Source organism: Rhizobium leguminosarum, assembly GCF_004123835.1.
Taxonomy (GTDB): Bacteria; Pseudomonadota; Alphaproteobacteria; order Rhizobiales; family Rhizobiaceae; genus Rhizobium; species Rhizobium leguminosarum_M.
This window is the reverse complement of record NZ_MZMU01000003.1, coordinates 763,770-785,257: the sequence shown is the minus strand read 5'-3', so window position 1 is coordinate 785,257 and position 21,488 is coordinate 763,770. Positions and strand designations below refer to the sequence as shown.

Annotated in this window: 15 protein-coding genes and 2 pseudogenes; 7 read left to right on the top strand and 10 right to left on the bottom strand. The window is 61.4% G+C overall.

Going from position 1 to position 21,488, the window contains the following annotated elements; genetic code table 11:
• Positions 1–73: 73 nt before the first annotated feature.
• Complete coding sequence (locus B5P46_RS07520) at positions 74–1,318, bottom strand: aromatic ring-hydroxylating oxygenase subunit alpha (protein WP_129418132.1); 1,245 nt, start codon at positions 1,316–1,318, stop codon at positions 74–76.
• A 418-nt stretch (positions 1,319–1,736) separates the two neighbouring features.
• Here B5P46_RS07520 and B5P46_RS07510 point away from each other — a divergent pair, with 418 nt between their 5' ends.
• The 3 genes from B5P46_RS07510 (at position 1,737) to B5P46_RS07500 (ending at position 4,924) form a co-directional block, all read left to right on the top strand.
• Positions 1,737–2,345 carry a DUF6656 family protein gene (locus tag B5P46_RS07510; RefSeq protein ID WP_129418131.1) on the top strand — a complete coding sequence of 203 codons (609 nt, stop codon included), beginning with the start codon at positions 1,737–1,739 and terminating at the stop codon, positions 2,343–2,345.
• 141 nt (positions 2,346–2,486) lie between these two features.
• Positions 2,487–3,461: an L-threonylcarbamoyladenylate synthase gene (locus tag B5P46_RS07505; protein ID WP_129418130.1), complete on the top strand. Its 975-nt coding sequence runs from the start codon at positions 2,487–2,489 to the stop codon at positions 3,459–3,461.
• Between the two features lie 32 nt (positions 3,462–3,493).
• Positions 3,494–4,924 carry an FAD-binding oxidoreductase gene (locus tag B5P46_RS07500; RefSeq protein WP_129418129.1) on the top strand — a complete coding sequence of 477 codons (1,431 nt, stop codon included), beginning with the start codon at positions 3,494–3,496 and terminating at the stop codon, positions 4,922–4,924.
• 23 nt (positions 4,925–4,947) lie between these two features.
• Here B5P46_RS07500 and B5P46_RS07495 read toward each other — a convergent pair whose 3' ends face one another.
• Complete coding sequence (locus B5P46_RS07495; RefSeq protein ID WP_129418128.1) at positions 4,948–8,277, bottom strand: DUF1217 domain-containing protein; 3,330 nt, start codon at positions 8,275–8,277, stop codon at positions 4,948–4,950.
• Between the two features lie 300 nt (positions 8,278–8,577).
• Between B5P46_RS07495 and B5P46_RS07490 the strand changes: the two genes are divergently transcribed.
• Positions 8,578–9,144, top strand: a complete 567-nt coding sequence (locus B5P46_RS07490; protein WP_129418127.1) for a DUF6101 family protein — start codon at positions 8,578–8,580, stop codon at positions 9,142–9,144.
• 165 nt (positions 9,145–9,309) lie between these two features.
• Here B5P46_RS07490 and B5P46_RS07485 read toward each other — a convergent pair whose 3' ends face one another.
• Complete coding sequence (locus B5P46_RS07485; RefSeq protein ID WP_129418126.1) at positions 9,310–9,756, bottom strand: GNAT family N-acetyltransferase; 447 nt, start codon at positions 9,754–9,756, stop codon at positions 9,310–9,312.
• Positions 9,757–10,085: 329 nt separating this feature from the next.
• Positions 10,086–10,565 carry an Lrp/AsnC family transcriptional regulator gene (locus B5P46_RS07480; protein WP_129418125.1) on the bottom strand — a complete coding sequence of 160 codons (480 nt, stop codon included), beginning with the start codon at positions 10,563–10,565 and terminating at the stop codon, positions 10,086–10,088.
• An 85-nt stretch (positions 10,566–10,650) separates the two neighbouring features.
• Between B5P46_RS07480 and B5P46_RS07470 the strand changes: the two genes are divergently transcribed.
• Positions 10,651–11,598 carry a DMT family transporter gene (locus B5P46_RS07470; protein WP_129418124.1) on the top strand — a complete coding sequence of 316 codons (948 nt, stop codon included), beginning with the start codon at positions 10,651–10,653 and terminating at the stop codon, positions 11,596–11,598.
• A gap of 125 nt (positions 11,599–11,723) precedes the next feature.
• On the opposite strand, the gene ubiA is transcribed toward B5P46_RS07470, so the two are convergent.
• The 6 genes and pseudogenes from ubiA to B5P46_RS07445 form a co-directional block, all read right to left on the bottom strand.
• Positions 11,724–12,683: a 4-hydroxybenzoate octaprenyltransferase gene (gene ubiA / locus B5P46_RS07465; protein WP_129418123.1), complete on the bottom strand. Its 960-nt coding sequence runs from the start codon at positions 12,681–12,683 to the stop codon at positions 11,724–11,726.
• Positions 12,684–12,843: 160 nt separating this feature from the next.
• On the bottom strand, positions 12,844–13,656 hold the full coding sequence (locus B5P46_RS07460) for a MipA/OmpV family protein (RefSeq protein WP_129418122.1): 813 nt from the start codon (positions 13,654–13,656) through the stop codon (positions 12,844–12,846).
• Between the two features lie 123 nt (positions 13,657–13,779).
• A pseudogene (locus B5P46_RS35500) lies at positions 13,780–13,923 on the bottom strand (endonuclease domain-containing protein); the annotation flags it as partial.
• 9 nt (positions 13,924–13,932) lie between these two features.
• A pseudogene (locus B5P46_RS07455) lies at positions 13,933–14,480 on the bottom strand (histidine phosphatase family protein).
• A gap of 41 nt (positions 14,481–14,521) precedes the next feature.
• The gene (locus B5P46_RS07450) at positions 14,522–15,781 is read right to left on the bottom strand and encodes an SAM-dependent methyltransferase (RefSeq protein WP_129418121.1); all 1,260 of its coding nucleotides are present in this window, start codon (positions 15,779–15,781) and stop codon (positions 14,522–14,524) included.
• Between the two features lie 133 nt (positions 15,782–15,914).
• Positions 15,915–18,224 (bottom strand): Tex family protein, encoded by a 2,310-nt coding sequence (locus B5P46_RS07445; RefSeq protein WP_129418120.1) that lies wholly within the window; start codon positions 18,222–18,224, stop codon positions 15,915–15,917.
• Positions 18,225–18,443: 219 nt separating this feature from the next.
• On the opposite strand from B5P46_RS07445, the gene glyS reads away from it, so the two are divergent.
• Positions 18,444–20,558, top strand: a complete 2,115-nt coding sequence (gene glyS, locus B5P46_RS07440) for a glycine--tRNA ligase subunit beta (protein WP_129418119.1) — start codon at positions 18,444–18,446, stop codon at positions 20,556–20,558.
• Between the two features lie 412 nt (positions 20,559–20,970).
• Positions 20,971–21,471, top strand: a complete 501-nt coding sequence (locus B5P46_RS07435) for a DUF523 domain-containing protein (protein WP_129418118.1) — start codon at positions 20,971–20,973, stop codon at positions 21,469–21,471.
• Positions 21,472–21,488: the final 17 nt, after the last annotated feature.

Here is a 21,488-nt window from a genome sequence, read left to right as displayed (position 1 = left end):
CGGCCGGGGCCGGCTGCTTTCCCTTTTAGCGAGTCTGAACTGAACCGGAGATTAACCGGCGCCGGCGATGCGATCAGGCAACGGCAGAGATTTTCGCCTGATCGCCCTGCAGGCGGTTCACCATGAAGTTCGAATACCATTCGAGGAACTGCATGACGCCGCCCTCGTGCAGGGAGGAATAGGGGCCGGGCTCATAGGCGGGCGAGTGGATGCCGAAGGCGTTTTCCTCGACAATACGGCGATCTTGATCGTTGGTCTCGGTCCAGACGTGGGTCAGTTCCTCGAGATTGTAATCCACGCCTTCGACGGCATCCTTGTGGACAAGCCACTTGGTCGTCACCGCCGTCTCATTGGCGCTGAGCGGCAACACCCGGAAGGAGATGGCGTGGTCGCCGAGCAGGTGGTTCCACGTCGTCGGGTAGTGGAAGAGCAGCATGGTGCCGATATGGCCGATCGAGATATCGTCGGAGAGCGGGCGCTTGACGGCGCGCTTGCCCGACATGGTGTAGCTCTCGGCATCCTCGATCAGCGGCATGCGGGCGGTGCGGAACTGACCGTCCGGCGAAATCTGGAACTTGCTCGGCAGGCCGGCCGCCTCGCAGCGCGCCCAGTGACCGGCGATCTCGGGATCGTCGGCGCCGCCATCCGTGCCGGTGACACTCGGAGCCTCTGGATAGGTGCGGCAGAGTTCGGGGTGATTGGCGGCACAGTGATAGCACTCGCGATTGTTTTCCCAGACAAGCTTCCAGTTGCCCTTCTCGATGATCGTGCTCTGGAAAGCGACCTTGCTCTGACTGATCCGGTGCGGCGCGACATAGGGTTCGATCTTGTCGCGCACCGGCTGGAAATCCGGGGCGGTATTGGCAAGGCAGATGAAGACATAGCCAGCGACGATTTCGCAATGGACGGGCTTCAGGTTGAAGCCCGTCTTGTCGAAATCGTCGCCCATGTGGCGGGCGAAGGCGAGCTTGCCGTCGAGATCATAGGTCCACTGATGATAGGGACAGACGAGACGTACGGAGGAGCCGTGCTCCTTGGTGCAGACGCGCGAGCCGCGATGGCGGCAGCTGTTGTGGAAGGCACGGATGACATTGTCGCGGCCGCGGACGATGACGACAGGATAGCTGCCGATCTGGACGGTGAAATAGGCTCCCGGCTTCGGCAGCTCGCAATCATGGCCGATGAACAGCCAGTCGCGATAATAGATCATTTCCATGTCGAGCTGGAAATAATCCTCGTCGATATAGAACGGCTGTTCGAGGCTGAAGCCCTCACGGCGGCTCTTGAGCTGACGCAAAACGTTGCTGCGAATATCCATCTTCATGTCCTCGTGCACCCGGCTGCCGCCTTCCGGCAAGAAGGCCGGCGGAAGCGCGCCCGCTTCCTTCTCCTTCGGGAGAATTGTTCATGGCGCCATTAAATCACCGAGCATGGCTGCCGCTTGGTTGTAATGCGACATCGGCTTCGAAATTGACGACAGGATGCGGCAAGCCGCAAGCTGCCGATCCCGGTCGATGACATCGCCCGACTCTCCGGGCAATTATCGTCAATTGCGACATGGCGTAAAGACCCGCTCCGCAAAGAGGTCGGCTGCCTGATATCGATGTCAGTCGCGTTTGCGACATCTGCCGGCATTTGGCCTCCCAGCCGGCCGGTGGCGGGGCGATTTTTTAACATCGCCTTAAGCATACGGTCCTATCCTGCTGCGAATTCAGACGGACCGAAGAACGCGAACCATGGCCAGACTCCGTTATTTCGACGCGAAAGAAGCAAGTAAACTGCAAGAGCCGCAGCTGATTGCCGCGCATTCCGAATTTTTGCGCACTGGTCGCATCCCCCGCGAGCGGCGGCACTGGCTGGCCGAGGAAAAACGCTATTTCAGCCATGATGAGGTCGCGGCAAAGACCGGCCGCAAGCTGCAGGTCGCCGGCGAAAAGACGCATCAGCACATCAACGGCTTTCACCACTCGATCCAGTTTCCGAAGATGATCTTTCACCGGACGCTGGAGGACAGCCCGCATCTCGGCTATTGCCACGTCACCGCCGCGCGGACGAAATTCGCCCATTACGAAGAGGTGAGCTGGGCCTTCTACATCTCCAATTTCTATTCCGACATCGGCGAGAACGACAATTTCTTCGAGCGCATCGATGTCGGTTATTCCCGCATGTATTTCGCCGTCGCGATCAAACCCGGCGAGGGGTCCGCGGAAAAGATGACCATCGACCGGTCGGTGCGCGGCAACGGCCTGCTCTTCCGCACGCATGATCCGCAGGCGGCGATCCGCAACATCCTGCTGCTCGGCGCCCGCAACGAACAGCTGCGCGAAATCATCCGGCAACTCTAAAGCTGCGACGCGGTCCTTGCTTGATGCATGTCGTGGTCCCAAAACCGCTGCACAGTTTCGGGCGACATGCATAGATGAACAACGCGATTGATCGCAGGCGGCGGAAAGCCTAATGACTGCCGGGACGAACACGGGCAGGACATGGCACTCACGATCGACATAGAGGCAGACAGGCAGGCAGCGCTCGTGGCGGCCTCAGCCGCTCTTGCCGACGGCTTTGCCATCGCCATCCCGACGGAGACCGTCTACGGCCTGGCAGCCGACGCCACCAATCCTTTGGCCATCACCCGCATCTACGAGACAAAGGGACGGCCGCGCTTCAACCCGCTGATCTGCCATATGGCCGATCTCGCGATGGCGGAAGAATATGCCGAGTTCGACCCGGTCTCGCGGGCGCTCGCTGCAGCCTTCTGGCCCGGTCCGCTGACACTCGTGCTGCCGCTGAAGCGGGAAAGTCCGATCCATTCGCTGGCGACTGCCGGGCTCGACAGCGTCGGCATCCGCGTGCCGAAGGGGTTTGCAGGCGCTTTGATCGGCGCCTTCGGACGGCCGCTTGCAGCCCCCAGCGCCAATACCTCAGGCGGGGTCAGCGCCACGAGTGCCGCCCATGTCGAAGCCGATCTCGGGGCGAAAATCCCGCTGATCCTCGATGCGGGCCCAAGCGCCGTCGGCGTCGAATCGACGATCGTCAAGGCAGAGGGCGGCCAACTCAGGCTGCTTCGGCCGGGTGGACTGGCGGCGCGCGAGATCGAACGCATTGCAGGCCAACCGCTGCTGCGTGCGAAGGCGGCATCGGCGGCCATCGAGGCGCCGGGCATGCTCGCCTCGCATTACGCGCCGGGTGCTTCCGTGCGCCTCAATGCAACGGCAGTCGAACCCGGCGAAGCGCTGATCGCCTTCGGCAGCGCTGCGGTCTCCGGCGCGGACAGTGCACGGATCGTCCTCGATCTCAGCCCGCGCGGCGACCTGGCAGAGGCAGCCGCCAATCTTTTCGACTATATCAAGCGGGCAGATGCCAGCGGCGCCCGGAGCATTGCCTTTTCGCCGATTCCCGAGGAGGGGCTGGGCGAGGCGATCAACGACCGCCTGCAGCGGGCAGCCGCACCCCGCGACTGAAGGACCAGGAACAGGATGGAGAATCGAGCCCGATGAGCAGCATTTCCAGCGAGGATCTCGACCGCTTTATTGCGATCGTCGGCGACAAGTACGCGCTTCGCAGCGAGGCCGACCTTGCGCCGCATCTGATCGAAAACCGCGGGCTCTATCACGGCTCCTCCCCTCTCCTCTTGAAACCCGGTTCGGTCGAAGAAGTCTCGGCGATCATGAAGCTTGCGACGGAGACCGGAACGGCGATCGTGCCGCAGACCGGCAATACCGGCCTCGTCGGCGGCCAGACACCGCGTCAGGGCGAGTCCGATGTCATCCTGTCGCTCGAGCGCATGAACAGGATCCGCGATGTCGATCCGGTGGCGAACGTGCTGGTGGCAGACGGCGGCGCCATCCTTGCCGAGGTGCAAAAGGCGGCCGAGGCGCATGGGCGGCTGTTTCCCCTGTCGCTCGGCTCGGAGGGCTCCTGCCGCATCGGTGGCAACCTTTCCACCAATGCCGGCGGAACGGCCGTGCTTGCCTATGGCAATATTCGTCAGCTCTGCCTCGGCCTCGAAGTGGTGCTGCCGACCGGGGAGATCTGGGACGGCTTACGCCGCCTGAAGAAGGACAATACTGGCTACGACCTGCGCGATCTCTTCATCGGCGCCGAGGGCACGCTCGGCATCATCACCGGCGCGGTGCTGAAGCTCTTTCCCCAGCCGCTCGGCCATCAGGTGGCCTTCGCCGGCCTGAATTCGGTGACCGATGCCCTTGCCCTCTTCAACCTGGCCTCCAGCCTCTGCGGCGCCTCGCTCACCGGTTTCGAGCTGATGCCGCGTTTCGGCGTCGAGATTACCACGCGCCACATCGACGGCGTGCGCGATCCGCTGGAGGCCGCCTATCCCTGGTACGTGCTGATCGATATTTCGACGTCGGATTCGGCCGAGACGGCGGAGCGGATGATGAATGGCGTGCTCGAACAGGGCTTCGAGGCCGGGCTGGTGCTGGATGCCGCAATCGCCTCATCCGTGGCGCAGCAGAAGGCGCTCTGGCACATGCGCGAGAGCATGTCGGATGCGCAGAAGCCGGAAGGCGGGTCGATCAAGCACGATGTGTCCGTGCCCGTGTCGAAGATCCCGCATTTCATGGCCGAGGCCGAAGAAGCGGTGATGGCGGCCATGCCGGGCGCCCGCATCTGCGCCTTCGGCCACATGGGCGACGGCAATATTCATTACAATATTTCTCAACCGGTCGGCGCCGACAAGGATGCCTTCATTGCCCGCTGGCATGAGATGAACCATATCGTGCATGGACTGGTGCTTGCCCATGGCGGCTCGATCTCGGCCGAGCACGGCATCGGTCAGCTGAAGCGCGACGAACTGGCGGCGATCCGCCCGGCAATCGAAATCGAGCTGATGCGCCGCATCAAGCGCGCCTTCGACCCAGCCGATATCATGAACCCGGGAAAAGTGGTCAGCCTCGATCCGTGAGGTTGACCGGCACGTCATCAGGCCTACTGCGTACCGCCGTTAGTCAGGATCATCAGCGCCGGCGACTGCTGGGTGGCATTCTGGACGTCGTACATCGCGGTGAATCGGCGCAGCAGCTTGTCGACCTTCTTCGGATCCTGGAGATCCTCGAGCTTGACGAACCGGTTGATGAGATCGGCCTGCTTGGCGACATCCATGCCGGAGATCTGCGACGGCAGGCTGTAGGCGGTGGTGATGACCTGATAAAGCGCCCTGTCGCCGAGAATCCCATAGATCGAAGTGATGCTCGAGGCCTTGCGGCTGAAATAGAGCGCCAGGCGGACGCCGTCATTGCTTTCGCCTTCCTGGGCTTCCATCGTCTGCTGGACGTAGAGCTCCTGCGTATGCTCCTCGGCCGCTTTGTTCTGGATGGTGCCGATCTTGGCGCGGGTCAGGTTACCGTCCTTGTCGAAATTGAAGGCGGCGACGATGTCCTTGAAATGCGCATCGGCGGTGGCGTTGAGATAGCTCTTCTTGTCGTCAGGATCGGACGTGAAGATCTTCTTCAGCGTCGCCTTGTCGTAATCCTTGGGGTCAAGGTTGTTCGCCTTCAGCACCAGGTCGGTCAGCCGGCTGTCACCCAGGAAATCGTCGAGCGACTTTACCTTTGCCATGCCCTTGGCGAAATAATCGACTTCGGCCGTCGCATCCTTCGCTGCCTTGTCCTTCACCGGACCGTCCTTCATCAGCATGGTGATATGCGATCTATAGTCGGTGGCATATTTGGCCATGGTCGCGTCGGGAAGCGCCTGGAAGGGTGATGCCGCCTTGCCGTCGGGGCCGAAGTTGAAGGCGCGGGCAAGGTTGGTGATGCGTTCATCCTTGAGCGAGGCAATATAGCCATCCGGATCATAGGCATCGCTCGTCAGGATCTTACGCATCATCGAGCGCGGGACGTCCTGGTCGGTCAGACCGAAGGCCTGCAGCGCCACATGATAGAGATCCGGCAGATTGTCATTGCTCTTGCTGAAATCGGCGGCCGAATTGCTGCGCAGGAAATCATTGACGCTCTTGACGTCGGAGAAATTCAGCAGGCTGCTGCTGTCGGCCATAAGCTTCTGGTAGTTGGATGCGACCTCGTCGATCGCCTCGTCGCGTTCGTCGTCATAACGCGCCGCGTAATTGTCGTTGGTGGTCTGTGCCTGATCGGCCGTCTGGACCGAGCTCACCACTGGAAGCGATCCGTCGGCGGCGAAGTTGAAGTCGGCATTGAGATCGGCGTGGCCGGCTGCGGCAGCGGCCGTCGCATCGGTCAGGATGCTTTTCAGATCGGCATTCGAGATATCGAACGGCAGATTGTAGGTGCTCTTCAGGAAATTGGTGATGGCGTCATCGGCAAGCAGATCATCGACATTGGTAATCGTCGCCATCCGGGCGGAATAATCGTCTGCGCGCGCTGTGGCGGCAAATTTCGTGCTGCTGATCTGGCTGGCAGTCTGGGCCGCCATACCGTCCTCAAGCGTGCCGTCTGCCTTGAAGTTGAAGGCGGCGGCAACGTCGGCATAGGTGCCGGTGCCGCTCTGATCGGTCAGGATATTGCGAAGAGCGACGTCGCTGACCGTCGATGGGATGCCGAAGGCGTTGCGCACAAAATTGTTCAGCTTCTGGTCCGTCAGCAACTGATCGACATTTGAGATGCCCGCGATGGTCGACTGGTAGTAGACTGCCGCATTGTCGGCCTTGCTGGCAGTGCTGGCACTTTGCGTTGCCGTCTGCGTGGCGTAAAGGGTCGCGACCGAACCATCCGCTTTGAAATTGAAGAGATCGTGAACGTCGCTGTAGCCCTGGGCGCTGGCAGCCGTGCGGTCGACGAGGAAAGTCCTCAACGTCGCATCGGAGACGCTGTCGGAAATCTGCATGCTGTTTCTGATATAGCTGACCGCAACAGCATCGGACATGATGTCATCGACATTGGTGACATTGCCGATCATGCCGTTGAAATGCGTGGCGTTCGCCGCCGACTTGTCGGTGGTCGATTTCCGCTGCGCTGCGGTCTGGATCACGGAACCGTTAATCGAGCCGTCCGCCTGGAAATTGAAGTCGGCATTGAGATCGGCATGGCCCTGGGCCGCGGCATAGGCCGAATCCGTCAGGATGTTCTTCAGGTCGGCATTGCTGAAATTCGTGCCGAGGTCGTAGGCATCCTTGATGTAGCGCGCCAGCACATTGTCGGCGAGCAGGTCGTCGACATTGGTGATGCTGCTCGATTGCGAGGTGACGGTATAATAGTTGTTCGTGCTCGATGCCGCCGCCTGCAGGCTGTTTGCCTGGTCGACCGACTGGACGCGCGCCGTGCTGGAGGTCGACCCGTCAGCCTTGAAGTTGAAAGCATTGTAGACATTGGTAAAGCCCATCAGCTGGGCGTAGCCGGGGTCAGTCAGCACCGTGCGCAGTGCTGCCGGGGTGAAATCGGCGCCCATGCTGTAGGCCGTCGTGATGTAGGAGACCAGGCGCTTGTCGGCGACCAGATCGTCGACATTGGTGATCGTGCCGATCTTCGCAGTGTAATAGGCCTTGTTGTATTCGGCCGCTGTCTTGCCGACGTAGTAGACATCCGAACCGACCGAATTGTCGATGATGACGGACTGGGAATTCAGGGTGTAGGACTCGATGACCGAGGCCTTCTGCGCTGCGGTCTGCGCCGTGCCGGTGACTGTGCCATCCGTGTTGAAGCTGAACTGGGCGGCAAGCGCCTTGTACTTGTCGCCACCTTGCGTGTTGACGACGCTCGTGGGGTCGCTGAGATCGCTCGTCAGCACCTGCCGCAGAAAGTCCTTCGACGCATAGGTCGGATCGATCTTGAAGGTCTTCAGCACATAGGTGCGCAGCCGGGTGTTGTTGACCAGGTCGTCAACGGTCTGCACGCTATCGATATTATTGCTGTAATAGGTGCTCTCGGCAGTCGCGGCCTTGTCGGCATCGATGAAGGACTGCTTGTAGAGGCCGATGAGGTCGTCCTCCTGCGCGTCCGTCTGCACGTCCTTCTCCGGCGCATTGAAATTGAAGGCGGCGGCGAACTCGCGGTAGCGCGTATCGGAAAGCTTGTTGGCGTAGCTGTTGGGATCGGTGAGATCGCTTTCCAGCACCTTCTTCATGAAGGCCTTGGCGTAGGTCATGTCCTCGAGGCCATAGGCCTTCATCGCATAGCTGTAGAGCTTGTAGTCGCCGAGGAAGTCGTCGACGTCGGTGACCTTGTTTATATGGTCGGCGTAATACTGGGCATCCTTCTTGACCGTCGTCTGCGACGCAACCTTGTTGAGGCTCGACGTCATGTCCCGCGACAGGATCGTGTAAGCGAGGGAAGCCGTGATCATAAAAAGCGCCCTTTTCGGCAAAATCTCTAAAAGAACGACGAAATGCTGGTGAGCATATTTTGCCACGTAAAGCTTACCTGAGACTTACCTCAGGATGCATCATTCCAGGACACCACATCGTTCACCTTCCGGAAACCCTGCCGGATTCGGTTTTGATAACCATCAGAGGAGGCAAAGTTTTCTTAACCGCAATTTTTAAGCTGTACGGAACGGCGGCTGCCTATTGTCGGCCATAGAGGACGAAAAGTCCCAAGGAGAAGACCGAAAATCGGCTCTCAGGTAAGACAAGGGTAGAATGAAATGAACAATCCCGTTATGAAGCCCGCCTGGGCTGGCACGACGTTACGCCTCGATCCGTCCCGCTTCCCCCAGCAGGTCAGCTACGCCATCCATGATTGTTCGGATGACGTCAATATCACCATAGACGAACGCGGTGCGGTCCTGCGCAAGGTCCTCCCCTCCAGCGGCCTGCCGCTCTCGATTGCGCTGCCGAAGCGCGTCTTCAAAGGTGTCGCCGCCCGCGCCATCGACCACGGCGACGGCGAAGTCACCGTTACGCTCGAGCTTCACCACACCGATCCGGAGCTCTGCATTCCGCTGCTCGTCGCCCATGATCTCAGCGACATTGCCGCCGACTGGCGCAGCTGGTCCGAAGCCTTCCGCATTCCGATGCTGATGGTCGAGGCCGACGGCGTCGCCCGGCCGCTCGAAGAGCACATCGGCGCCTTGCGCACCAGCGATCTCAAGCCGCGCCGCCGTCATTCCTACTTCGCCAACCGCCGCCCGCGCTTCCTCGTGCGCCGCACCACCGGCCGGCTGGGTGTCGCCATGAAGATCGAGGGCAAGGAAATCATCGCCCGCAACTGACCGAAATCGCGACACCGGCCGCATCATTGCCGGGCATTCTGCGCACTCATCTGTCGCAGAATGTCCGTTTTGCGACGCTGTCGAATTCGGTGGCAAAACTGTCGCCTTAATTGGGATTTCTGCGACAAGGGCGCGGTGCCTCCCGGTTCCCAGGTAGTCTTGCCGTTACAGCCGTTTGGAAAGGCTGAGGGAATCGCCCGCCGCAGCCTGGTATCCCCTAGTTTCGTAGAACTTCTTGGCGGTTCGAGTACTTTCCACGACGCACATCTCCATTCCACGCGCGCGGACCTCGGCTTCAAGCGCAAGCAAGATTGCCGTGCTTATCCCCTTAAAGCGTGTGTCGGGATGAGCATAATTGAGCAGAATTTCACCCCGCGCATCCGCCATGCCGACCCCGACAATGTTGCCCTCAAGTTCTGCGACCAGAACTGTGGCGTCCTCGCGATTGATCCATGCTGCCCAGGACGCGGCAGTCTTATTGGAGAGCCAGCTCGCAATCTCAGCGTCGTCGTCTTGGTGATCAGCGCTGCACAATTGCGTTATAGACTGGCGCAAGACTGCGATGGCCGCCTCGGCATCGGTTTTTTTACCGACTCGAATGGAGATGGTCATTTCAACCTCGATACTTCACTATCGTCGCAAGACGATATTGACATACCCGCCGTCCGGAAAGTGGAATAGAACACGAGGCCGAATATGGCCCGCATTGCGTTGATTAAATTTGGTTTGAAGCTCTCCTTACCTCAGACGGATTCAGGCGACACGTTCAAATTCCGAACGGCCAAACTAGGTCATCCGGTTAAGGACACGCACGCCAATCGGCGGTTGTCGTGCCGGGCATTCTGCGCACTCATCTGTCGCGGAATGCCCGTTTTTGCGACGCTGTAGAGTTCGATCGCTGAAGGCGAATGTGTATGCTTGCCTCGGAAACCCTGACTTTGCTACAGCGGCGGCAAGCGCCGTTTGACCGAAGTTCCTTTAATGACGGCCGTGCTGGTGACAGCGTGTTCGGAAAGGACTTCAAGCACATCGTCCATTTGCTCGATCGAATGCACAACCAAGCGGGCAAGGAACGGATCGTCGCCGGTGATCTTGTCGCATTCGACAAATTCCGGTCGTTCCTGAATGAGCTTTTCGACCAGATGCAGCTTACCAGGCAGCGGCCTGATCCTGACCATCGCCCGTATCTGGTAGCCGATGGCGCGTGTGTCCACATCCACGGTGAACCCCCGAATGACACCCGCACTTCCAAGCCTGCGAACACGTTCTGATACACTCGGCGCGGACATGCCGACGAGGCGGGCTAGCTCGCTCATGGACAATCGCGCATCGGAATCGAGCGCTGCAACAATGCGCGCGTCCGCCTCGTCCAGCGTCGACTTTCCAGATTGAAGGTTTTCAGGTGTTTTTGCTTTCGACATCGCGAGAAATCTAGCCGATTAGCCCTTGCCTTTCCATATAAAATGGTCGGATCGCATTGCATGATTGCTCCAACAGGAGACAAACATGCTGCTTGGGATCATCGCCGGCCTTACCACATGCGCGTTGTGGGGGCTGACTTTCGTTGCTCCGCGCGCCGTAGCACCGTTCACGGCGTGGGATTTGACCATTGCCCGCTATGGCATCTTCGGCTTGGCCTGTCTGCTCATGATGTTCGATCGCCGGTTCCGGCCGATGGGAATGACACCCTCACGGTTCTTGATTGGCCTGCTTCTTGGCGGTGCAGGATATGTCGGATATTTTGTCAGCGCTGCCTTTGCCGTGCAGCTTGCGGGTGCAGCCATCCCTCCGGTCATCATCGGCACCATGCCAGTGTTTCTGGCCATCATCGGCAACATTCAAGACCGTTCCGCGCCATGGCACGCTCTCGCCTTGCCACTGGCAATGATCGGGACCGGAGTGGTTATCGTCAACGTCGCGACGATCCGGGCGGCAGACCTTTCCACCACGGCGGGGATCATTCTCGGCATTCTCGCCAGCTCAGTCGCGCTGGCGATCTGGATTGTTTATGGACTGGCAAATGCGGCCGTGATGCGGTCAGCCGACGCCCCAGACGGACTGCAATGGACAGGACTGCAAGGCATCGGAGCGGCAATCGGCAGCCTTCTCCTGCTGCCACTGGCCTCTTTCGATTTGGCGGATACGGTATCCGTTCCCGAAGTCTCGCGTTTCATCGGATGGGCGTTGGTGATGGGGCTCGCCGGCTCGTGGTTCGCGACCTGGTGCTGGGTGGTCGCCTCCCGTCGCCTGCCGCTGGCTCTCTCCGCCCTGCTCATTGTTGCCGAAACAATGTTCGGCCTCGCCTATGGCTTCATGTTCGAGGGGGGGTTGCCATCGCCTGCCGAGGCGATCGGCGCGGCGTTGCAGCTCGCCGGCGTCTGCGCTGCCGTCACGGCTTTCAGCAAGCCGCGCCCTCTATCCGAGCTGTCGCAAGACTCCGTCGCGAAAGTTTGAGTTTTTTGCGAGGGAGCTTTGCGAGAGAAAATTCCCACAAAGCGCGGCGTTGTAGGAAGAATTCGATATCGCAGCCTACGGCGAATCCATCAGGGCTGGCGCCCGCGCCGGGCTTATCGTCCCAATCAGGGAATGGCAAACAGCAGCGAGACGAAGAGGCCGAAGAAGATGATCAGGCCGACGCGGTTGTTCGACTTGAAGAGCGCCAGGCACTGGTCGGCATCGTTGATGTCGAGCCGGACGATCTGCCAGGCGAACATGCCGGCCGCACCGAGCAAGGCCAGGAAAGCGATGAGATTGGCGCCGGCGAGAGCGAAAGCGATAAACATCAGCACCAGCGTCAGCCCATAAAGGCCGATCAGCCATAGCCGCGTCCTATCGCCGAACAGGCGCGCGGTGGAGCGGACGCCGATCAGCTCGTCATCCTCCTTGTCCTGATGCGCATAGATCGTGTCATAACCGATCGTCCAGGCGACGGAGGCGGCGTAGAGCAGGATGGCGGCGAAGGAGAGGCCGCCCAAAATCCCGGCCCAGCCCATCAGCGCGCCCCAGGAAAAGGCAAGTCCGAGATAGAATTGCGGCCAGTCGGTGAAGCGTTTAGCGAAGGGATAAAACGCCACGATCCCGAGCGAGAGCACGCCGAGGAAGACGTTGAGCCAGTTGAACTGCAGCAGCACGAACAGGCCGACCAGCGCCTGGAGGCCGATGAAGATCTTCGCCCGGCGGCGCGTGACGCGGCCGGAGGGGAGCGGACGCGACCGCGTGCGCGCCACTTCCATGTCGATCTCGTGGTCGACGAGATCGTTATAGGTGCAACCGGCCCCGCGCATGGCGACCGCGCCGATGAAATAAAGGAACAGGTGAGACACCAGCAGGCTGCCGGAATAGAGCCCCTCGCCGATCGCCGCATTGGCGGCAAGTGTCGCCGACCAGAAGCACGGCCACATCAAGAGCTGCCAGCCGATCGGGCGATCCCAGCGTGCCAGCTGCGCATAGGGCCAAAGCCATGGCGGCAGGATCCGGTAGACCCAGTTATCGGAAGGTGCGTCGGAGACGCGATCGTTGAAGTCGCCGGTATCGTGCATGCCGCTCATCTAGCGGCGGGCCATCGATGCGGTCAAGAAGCCATCACCGCACAACGACTGGCATAATCCTTCAATCGGAATCGATTGAAGGATAAATTATGCGGCAATTCAAAGCGTTAAAACGTCCTTGCGCGTCTGGAAAGATGCAACGCGCTGTCAATCACTGCAGTGAGAAATTGAACTTGTAGGTCGCCGAGACGCCGATCAGGACCTGGTTTTTCGAGCCGCGGTCGCGCACGAGGCTGCTGTCGGCGGCGGGACCCGCCAGCCGCTTATATTCGAGGAAAGAACTTGCCGACAGGTTTTCCGTCGCCTTCCAGGTCAGCGCCGCGCCTGCGCCATAGGACTGGATGCCCGACGGCGGCTTGTAGGGATCGAGCCCGCTTGCCGCCGCCTGCTTGGCGTTGACGCCGTAATAGGCGTCGTAATAGCCGCTGGTGGCGAAGGTCGCGCGCGGGCCGCCTGATAGCTGCAGGTCGGGCGCGATATCGGTAAAGGCATCGACCGCGAGATCGGCGACGATGCCGTCATGCGAGCGAATGCCCTGGCGGACTTCGGCGCGGGCGCGAAGGAAGTCGGTCGGGTAAACCTCGACGAAACCGCCGGCTTCCGCCCCCCATTTGACCTTCTTCATGCCCTTCAGCTCGTTGCCGTCGCCATCATCGCGCGACGGCACGAACCTGCCGACGATACCGGCGCGCACCGCCCCCTTGTCGATGAGGGCGAAAGAAGGATTGTCGTTGCGCGAGGAAAAACGCGGGCCGGCGCCTTGGCGGCCGACCGAGATCAGCGGGCTGAACTTGAATTCATTATGCGACGAGCCCTCGAATTTCGGGGCGGAGAAGCCGGCGACGCCGACACTCAGATACCAGTCGCCGGACCAGAAGTGCTGGCCGCTTTCCTGGGCGGCCACTGAGCCAGCAGATAAAAGGGCAATAGCCAAAGAGATCGATACGACTGATCGATGAGACACGTCCACACTCCAGAAAACGCAAAAACAAAGCCGCGGAGGGCGGCGGTGGCTAGACTTATCTTGATGTCGTTACGCCAATGTTAACCACGGCGAAAAGGGCACTAAATGAATGGTGTGCCGTGTGGCCCCCTCATCCGCCCTACGGGCACCTTCTCCCCGCTGGGGAGAAGAGGGGATCGAGACCTCGCGACACATCCCCTTCTCCCCAGCGGGGAGAAGGTGGCCCGAAGGGTCGGATGAGGGGGCCACACGGCTGATGCCTACTATCGAATTCCGCTATCTCTGGTTCCAGCGGCGGATGACCGGTTCGGTCAGGTCGTGCTCGTAGCCGAGCACGCTGATGCTTGTGGTATCGAGCGAGAAATACACGCCGCCTTCCGGCGGCAGACCGAGCCAACGGGCAGCGAGAACGCGCAGGAAATGTGAGCTCGAGAAGATCAGGATGGTGGTTGCCGCCTCGCGAAGCGCATGGATGACGGCGTCGGCGCGGGCGCCGACATCGGCGGCGAATTCGCCATTCGGGCAGCCGTCGCGAAAGAGTTGCCAGCCGGGGCGGTCCGCCAGGATTTCCTTGGTGGTGATGCCTTCATAGGCGCCGTAGTCCCATTCGGCGAGATCGTCCCGGAGGTCCTGCGGGCCCGCGCGGACGGGCTCGACCAGACGGCGGAGAAGGTCAGGCCCGAAAGCCTTTCGGTGAGCTTGCCGGCGGCTGCCTCGCCGTTTGCCGTCAGCGGAATATCGGTTCGTCCGGTATGGCGCCCGGAACGGCTCCACTCGGTTTCACCGTGCCGGACGAGGTAGACCTCGGGAAACGAACTGCTCATCGGCATGCCCTTTCATTATGGTCGGCAAAACCGCCGCGGGATCAGAACGTCACCTTTTCGAGCGGGGCGCGCCCCGCCTCGAATTCCTTCAGCTTGGCTTCGTTCCGGGCAATGTAATTGCGATTGTCAGGAACGGCGAACTGGTTCTTGGCGATCTGGATCTGCAGGATGAAGAGCTCGTCCCAACGGAAGCCTATTTCGGAACCGGCCAGATACAACTCCCACATGCGGAAGAATTGCTCGTCGTAAAGCGCCACCGCTTCGGCCTTGCGCGCCACGAAACGCTCGCGCCAATGGCGCAGCGTATAGGCATAATGCAGCGGCAGGATTTCGATATCCCTGACCAGCAGCCCGGCCTTCTCAAGCGGCGGCACGACCTCGCCGACGGAAGGGATGTAGCCTCCCGGGAAAATGTACTTCTCGATGAAGGCATTGGTGCCGAAGCTCGGCTTCGGGCGGCCGATCGAATGCAGCACCATGACGCCGTTGTCATCGAGGAGATCCGATACCTTGCGGAAGAAACTGCCGTAGTGGCCGATACCCACATGTTCGAACATGCCGACCGAGACGATGCGGTCGAACTTCCTGCCCGTCATGGTGCGGTAGTCCTGCAGTTCGAAACGCACACGGTCGGCAAGGCCGCGCTTTTCGGCCCGCGCACGCGAGACCTTGAGCTGCTCTTCGCTCAGCGTGATGCCGGTGAACTCGGCACCTTCTGTCGCCTCCGTCAGGTACATGCCCATGCCGCCCCAGCCGGAGCCGATCTCCAGGATACGCTGGTTCGGCTCGAGCATAAGCTTGGCGGCGATATGGCGTTTCTTGGCAAGCTGCGCCTCGTCGAGACCAATGCCCGGCGGCTCGAAATAGGCGCAGGAATATTGCCAGTCCTCGTCGAGGAAAAGATCGAAGAGCTTGGCCGACAGGTCGTAATGATGGGCGACATTGTGCTTGTTGCGATTGACCGGCATGCGGCTCTTCAGCTGCTGCCAGGCAATGCGGCCGAGGAGCAGCGCCGCCATCTTGAAATCGAAGATCTCGTTGGTGGTGTTCTGCTTCACCAGCGACAGGAAATCATAGATGTTGCCCTGCTCGAGAATGAACCGGCCTTGCATGTACATTTCGCCGAGCTTCATGGCCGGGTCGCGCCGGATGGCGTCCTCGGCCTCCTGATCGGCAAGGCGGGCGACAACGGTTTCACCCGTGCCGTCGCCGATAGTATGGGTTTCGCCATTGGCAAGGGTAAGTTTCAACGAACCCTTGCGGACGATTTGCTGGACGATCGATAAGAATGCCGACGCCATGGACGCCTCGCAAATGTGACAGGATGGTCACATCAACTTAATAGCTCTCTTTCGCCTTACAAGCGCCGGATTTAGCACTCCGTTCAGAACGCTGCCAAACTGTTGCATTTTTGCCGAAATGCCGGCTAAACCATTATTTTCGCTTCATCGCTTCGGCCAGCGCCGCGCCGAAGGCGCCATGGCTCTCTGGTTTCTGAGCCGCGGGCCGGCGCTCGTTCTGCGGCCGCGACCCCTGACTTCCGCGAGAATCACCACGCGGCGGAGGTGCAGCAGAACCGTCATCACGTTTCATCGAGAGACCGATGCGCTTGCGTTTGGCATCGACTTCGACAACCCGCACCTTGACGACATCACCGGCCTTGACGACCTCGTGGGGATCCTTGACGAAGCGATCGGCAAGCTGGGAGACATGCACCAGACCATCCTGGTGTACACCGATATCGACGAAGGCGCCGAAGGCGGCGACATTGGTCACCGTGCCTTCCAGCACCATGCCGGGCTTGAGATCGGAAATTTCGTTGACGCCCTCGGCAAAGGTCGCGGTCTTGAAGCTCGGACGCGGGTCGCGGCCGGGCTTTTCCAGCTCTGCGATGATGTCCCTGACCGTCGGCAGACCGAATTTCTCGTCGATGAACTGGCGCGGATCAACCGATTTCAACACGGCGCTGTCGCCCATCAGCGCGCGCAGATCGCGGCCGCAGGCGGCGACGATCTTCTTGGCGACGCCGTAGGCCTCCGGGTGCACCGAGGAGGAATCGAGCGGCTCCTTGCCGTTCGGGATGCGCAGGAAGCCGGCGCACTGCTCGAAGGTGCGGCCGCCCAGTCTGGCGACCTTCAGCAGATCCTTTCGCGTCTCGAAACGGCCCTCGCTGTCGCGGTGGCGGACGATGGCGTCGGCGATCGACGGACCGAGACCGGAGACCCGCGACAGCAGCGGCGCTGACGCGGTGTTGAGATCGACACCGACGGCATTCACCGCGTCTTCCACCACGGCATCGAGCGAACGCGACAGCTTCTGCTGGTCGACGTCATGCTGATACTGGCCGACGCCGATCGATTTCGGCTCGATCTTGACGAGTTCGGCCAGTGGATCCTGCAGGCGGCGCGCGATGGAGACGGCGCCGCGCAGCGACACGTCGAGATCGGGAAACTCAGCCGCTGCGGTCGCCGAGGCGGAATAGACCGAGGCGCCGGCTTCCGACACGATGACCTTGGTCGGCTTCGGCGCCGGCAACTCGGCCAGCATGTCGGCCACCAGCTTTTCGGTTTCGCGGCTGCCGGTGCCGTTGCCGATCGAGATCAGCTCGACATTGTGCTTGCGGATCAGCGATGCGAGCTCGACCTGGGCGCCGCGCACGTCGTTCCTCGGCTGGAAGGGATAGACGGTCGATGTCGCCACCACCTTGCCGGTGCCGTCGACGACGGCGACCTTGACGCCGGTGCGGATGCCGGGATCGAGACCCATCGTCGCGCGCGAGCCGGCGGGCGCTGCCAAAAGCAGGTCCTTGAGATTGCGGGCGAAGACATGGATCGCCTCTTCTTCGGCCCTTTCGCGCAGTTCCCGCATCAGGTCGAGCGAGAGCGACATGGAAAGCTTGACGCGCCAGGTCCAGCTTGCGACCTCCATCAGCCAGCGGTCGCCGGGACGGCTGGTACCGATCTCGTAAGCCGCCACGATCATGCGTTCGACCGGCTTGTTCGGAGAGGTCATCTCGGCGTCGGCCTCGATCGTCAGCGTCAGCACCTCCTCGTTCCAGCCGCGCAGCATGGCGAGCGCGCGGTGGCCGGGGGCGGTCGCCCAGCGTTCGGAATGGTCGAAGTAGTCGGAAAACTTCTCGCCGGTCGCCTGCTTTCCGTCAACGACTTTCGCCTTCAGCAGCGAGGCCTGGCGCATATGGGCGCGCAATTTGCCGAGCAGGTCGGCATTTTCTGCAATGCCTTCGGCGATGATGTCGCGCGCGCCTTCGAGCGCCGTCTTCACATCGGGCACATCAGCTGTGACGAAGCCTTCGGCCAACACCGCCGGCTCCCTGGAGCGGTCGGCAAGGATCGTCTCGGCGAGCGGGCCGAGGCCGCGTTCACGGGCGATTTCGGCCCGCGTGCGACGCTTCGGCTTGTAGGGCAGGTAGAGATCCTCGAGCTCGGCCTTGGTTTCGGCGCCAGCGACCTTGCTCATCAGCTCGTCGGTCATCTTGCCCTGGCCGGCGATCGATTCGACGATCGCGTCGCGCCGGGCTTCGAGCTCGCGCAGATAGACCAGCCGCTCGGCGAGATTGCGCAGCTGCGTGTCATCCAGCCCGCCCGTCACTTCCTTGCGGTAGCGGGCGATGAAGGGCACGGTGGCGCCCTCGTCGAGCAGCTCGATGGCGGCTTTGGCCTGTTCGGGCCGGGCGTTGATTTCGGCGGAGATGCGGGCTGCGAGAAAACGGAGGTCTGCGGCCATGGGATTTCCTGTTTCGTCAGAGGTGGCGGGACCATAGCGGCGAAAAGCGGCAAGGCAATGTTGGAGTTTGCAGGCAAGCGCCGATCCACAGGATAAGCATGCCGGAAAGGCGGCGATTTTGCGGTTGTGCAGATGCGCCATTCTTTGCTAGCAGAAGCAACGTTTTGACCCGGCGCCCATGCCATCCCTCCCCTGTCGCGGGAGGCAAGGAAATTCGACATGCCAAACCTTCTTCTCGAACTCCGCTCCGAAGAGATTCCGGCCCGCATGCAGCGCAAGGCTGCCGGCGACCTGAAGAAGCTCGTCACCGATGCGCTTGTCGAAGCGGGCCTGTCCTACGAGGGCGCGCGCGAATATTGGACGCCGCGGCGGCTGGCGCTCGACATCCACGGGCTGACGGCCCGCTCGGCCGATGTGCGTGAGGAACGGAAGGGGCCGCGCACCGACGCCAACGAGAAGGCGATCGAAGGTTTTCTGCGCGGCGCAGGGTTGTCCTCGGTCTCCGAAGCGCAAGTGGTGAGCGATCCGAAGAAGGGCGATTTCTACATCGCGGTCATCTCCAAGCCCGGCCGCGCGACGGAAGAGATCGTCACCGATGTCATGCCCGGCATCATCCGCGATTTTCCCTGGCCGAAATCGATGCGCTGGGGCAAGGCCTCGTCGAAGCCGGGCGCGCTGCGCTGGGTGCGGCCGCTGCAGTCGATCGTCTGCACCTTCGGCCCGGAGCATGAAGAGGCCATCGTCATCCCCTTCGAGATCGACGGCATCACCGCTTCCAACATCACCTATGGCCATCGCTTCCATGCACCCGAGGCGATCACCGTCCGGCGCTTCGACGACTATGCGGCGAACTTGGAAAAGGCGAAGGTCATCCTCGATGCCGAGCGGCGCAAGGACATCATCCTGCACGACGCCCGCGACATCGCCTTTGCCAACGGGCTGGAGCTGGTGGAAGACGAAGGCCTGCTGGAAGAAGTCTCCGGCCTCGTCGAATGGCCGCAGGTGCTGATGGGCAGCTTCGAGGAGGATTACCTCTCGATCCCCTCGGAAATCATCCGGCTGACGATCAAGACCAACCAGAAGTGTTTTGTTACCCGCAAACAGGGTGAAGAGACGCTTTCGAACAAGTTCATCCTCGTCTCCAATATCCAGGCGAGCGACGGCGGCAAGGAAATCGTCCACGGCAACGGCAAGGTGGTGCGGGCGAGGCTTTCGGACGCGCTGCATTTCTGGAAACGCGACCAGGGCAATCTGCCGGATCTCGAGACGCTCACGGCTTCGGCGGCAAAGTTCGGCCTCGACATCAAGAAGCCGCTCGATCAGCGCATGGCCAAGCTCGACGCGCTTGACGTGACCTTCCATGCCAAACTCGGCACACAGGGCGCGCGTGTCGCCCGCATCCGCACACTGGCCAAGAAATTGGCCGATATCACCGGCGCCGACGCGGCTCTGGTCGATCGTGCCGCCGTGCTCGCCAAGGCCGATCTGCGTACCGAAGCCGTCGGCGAATTCCCGGAACTGCAGGGCCTGATGGGCCGCAAATATGCGGTGCTGCAGGGCGAGGATGCCTCCGTCGCCGCCGCGATCGAGGATCACTACAAGCCGCAGGGTCCGTCGGACCGCGTGCCGGAAGACAGAGTGGCGATCACCATCGCCCTTGCCGACAAGCTCGATACGCTGATCGGCTTCTGGGCGATCGACGAAAAACCGACGGGTTCGAAGGATCCGTTCGCCCTGCGGCGCGCAGCACTTGGTGTCGTCAGGATCCTGCTGGAGCGAAGGATCCGCCTGCCGCTGCTGGCAACGACCAGGGATGGCGACCTGCTCTCCTTCTTCCATGACCGTCTCAAGGTCTATCTGCGCGACCAGGGCGCCCGCCACGATCTCATCGACGCCGTGCTGACGCCCGATGCCGACGACCTGTTGATGGTGGCACGGCGCGTCGAAGCGCTGACGGCCTTCATCGCCTCGGAAGACGGCAAGAACCTGCTTTCCGGCACCAAGCGGGCGACGCAGTTGCTCGCCGCCGAGGAAAAGAAGGGCACCGTCATCGCCGACGGCGTTTCGCAAGCGCTTCTAAAGCTCGATGCCGAGAAGGAATTGTTCGCCGCGATCTCCAGCGCCTCGAAGGATGCGTCGGACGCGGTTGCCGGGGAAGATTTCCGCTCGGCGATGGAAGCGCTTTCCAAGCTACGCGGCCCGGTCGACCGCTTCTTCGAAGACGTGCTCGTCAACGACGAGGACGCCGCCATCCGCGCCAACCGTCTCGCCCTGCTGCGGCTGAACCGCGAGGCGACGGGGACGGTTGCGGATTTCTCGAAGATCTCGGGGTGATTTTGCCGGTACGAACGGGGCGCTTGCCACGTGCGAGGCCGTGAGAACGAAGAGGTCGCGGCATATCCTCTTCTCCCCTCGGGGAGAAGGTGCCGGCAGGCGGATGAGGGGGCCGCAAGGCATATCCTTCACGTAAAACCTATTCCGTCACGCCGACGGTAACGCCGTTCCCCTGCGCCCTGAACACGGTCGAGACGACGTCAGCGCAGTCGAAATCCGCATGGGCGTTGTGGGAAAGAGCGGCTTCGCCGGCCCCCTCATCCGCCCTACGGGCACCTTCTCCCCGCTGGGGAGAAGAGGGAGTCGAGAGGTCGCGGCAATCAAATGAGCGGCAAATGCGGTTCGCTACCCCTTGAATAGCCCCTCTCACCCAACACTGGCATTGGCGCCACCTTGGCGCTATCAAGCAGACATGCAAAGCAAGAATCTCGTCAGCGCCTGTCTCATGGGGCACGCCGTCCGCTATGACGGGCGGGCGAAGCCGTTGCTTCATCCGGCGATCGAGACATGGCGGGCCGCGGGCCGGCTGGTGACGATCTGTCCGGAGATGTCGGCGGGCATGATGGTGCCGCGGCCGCCGGCGGAGATTGCTGAGGCGGCAACCGGCGAGGATGTGCTGGCCGGCAAGGCGCGGGTTGTCGAATTGACGGGTGCCGACGTGACGGAAGAGTTCCTGCAGGCGGCAAGGAATGCCGTGGGGCTCGCCAGGCAGACCGGCTGCCGCTATGCGCTGCTCATCGACGGCAGCCCGTCCTGCGGATCCGGTTTCATTTATGACGGCACGTTTTCCGGCCGCAAGCAAGCCGGCAACGGCGTGACGGCGGCGGCGCTGAAAGCTGATGGCGTCGAGGTGTTTTCCGATCACGAGATCGAGCAACTCATCGAGCGTATCGCGGAACAGGCCTCCAAATAGCACGGCCGCCGGAGATC

Bases quoted from the DNA above. Each gene is read 5' to 3' on its own strand.
- B5P46_RS07520 (WP_129418132.1), bottom strand. From the start codon at position 1,318: ATGGATATTCGCAGCAACGTTTTGCGTCAGCTCAAGAGCCGCCGTGAG.
- B5P46_RS07510 (WP_129418131.1), top strand. From the start codon at position 1,737: ATGGCCAGACTCCGTTATTTCGACGCGAAAGAAGCAAGTAAACTGCAA.
- B5P46_RS07505 (WP_129418130.1), top strand. From the start codon at position 2,487: ATGGCACTCACGATCGACATAGAGGCAGACAGGCAGGCAGCGCTCGTG.
- B5P46_RS07500 (WP_129418129.1), top strand. From the start codon at position 3,494: ATGAGCAGCATTTCCAGCGAGGATCTCGACCGCTTTATTGCGATCGTC.
- B5P46_RS07495 (WP_129418128.1), bottom strand. From the start codon at position 8,277: ATGATCACGGCTTCCCTCGCTTACACGATCCTGTCGCGGGACATGACG.
- B5P46_RS07490 (WP_129418127.1), top strand. From the start codon at position 8,578: ATGAACAATCCCGTTATGAAGCCCGCCTGGGCTGGCACGACGTTACGC.
- B5P46_RS07485 (WP_129418126.1), bottom strand. From the start codon at position 9,756: ATGACCATCTCCATTCGAGTCGGTAAAAAAACCGATGCCGAGGCGGCC.
- B5P46_RS07480 (WP_129418125.1), bottom strand. From the start codon at position 10,565: ATGTCGAAAGCAAAAACACCTGAAAACCTTCAATCTGGAAAGTCGACG.
- B5P46_RS07470 (WP_129418124.1), top strand. From the start codon at position 10,651: ATGCTGCTTGGGATCATCGCCGGCCTTACCACATGCGCGTTGTGGGGG.
- ubiA (WP_129418123.1), bottom strand. From the start codon at position 12,683: ATGCACGATACCGGCGACTTCAACGATCGCGTCTCCGACGCACCTTCC.
- B5P46_RS07450 (WP_129418121.1), bottom strand. From the start codon at position 15,781: ATGGCGTCGGCATTCTTATCGATCGTCCAGCAAATCGTCCGCAAGGGT.
- B5P46_RS07445 (WP_129418120.1), bottom strand. From the start codon at position 18,224: ATGGCCGCAGACCTCCGTTTTCTCGCAGCCCGCATCTCCGCCGAAATC.
- glyS (WP_129418119.1), top strand. From the start codon at position 18,444: ATGCCAAACCTTCTTCTCGAACTCCGCTCCGAAGAGATTCCGGCCCGC.
- B5P46_RS07435 (WP_129418118.1), top strand. From the start codon at position 20,971: ATGCAAAGCAAGAATCTCGTCAGCGCCTGTCTCATGGGGCACGCCGTC.